This is a genomic window from Pseudomonas sp. E45-MNA-CIBAN-0222 (genome assembly GCF_040310405.1).
Taxonomy (GTDB): domain Bacteria; phylum Pseudomonadota; class Gammaproteobacteria; order Pseudomonadales; family Pseudomonadaceae; genus Stutzerimonas; species Stutzerimonas stutzeri_AC.
Genome location: NZ_JBEOPU010000056.1, coordinates 1 through 532, shown reverse-complemented (window position 1 = coordinate 532; position 532 = coordinate 1). Strand labels below are relative to the sequence as shown.

The following is a 532-nucleotide window of genomic DNA, read 5'->3' as shown; positions in this document are numbered from 1 at the left end:
GATCCAGCAGGGCGGTGGTCATCTTGGCGTCGCCGAACACGCTCGACCATTCGGCGAAGCTCAGGTTGGTGGTGATCGCCACGCTGGTGTGTTCGTACAGCTTGGATAGCAGGTGAAACAGCAACGCACCGCCGGCCTGGCTGAAGGGCAGATAACCCAGTTCGTCGAGGATGACCAGATCCATGCGCAGCAGAGCTTGGGCGATCCGCCCGGCTTTGCCGTCGTGCTTTTCGCGCTCCAGCAGATTGACCAGATCGACCGTGGAGTAGAAGCGCACGCGCTTGCCGTGCCGGGTGATGCCGGACACGGCCAGCGCAGTGGCCAGGTGGGTTTTACCGGTGCCAGGCCCACCGATCAGCACCACGTTCTGCGCGGTGTCGGTAAAGGCCAGACTGGCCAGTTCGCTGATCAAACGAGCGTCTGCGCTGGAGGCGCTGAAGTCGAAGCCGGCCAGGTCGCGGTGCATCGGCAGCTTGGCCATGTTCATCTGGTGGCTCACCGAGCGCATGGCGCGATCTGTGTGCTCTTGTTC

General features: G+C 63.0%; 1 protein-coding gene. It reads right to left on the bottom strand.

Going from position 1 to position 532, the window contains the following annotated elements; genetic code table 11:
• A partial coding sequence (gene istB, locus AAEZ08_RS22760) for an IS21-like element ISPst3 family helper ATPase IstB (RefSeq protein WP_213154796.1) occupies positions 1-532 on the bottom strand: 532 nt, incomplete at both ends.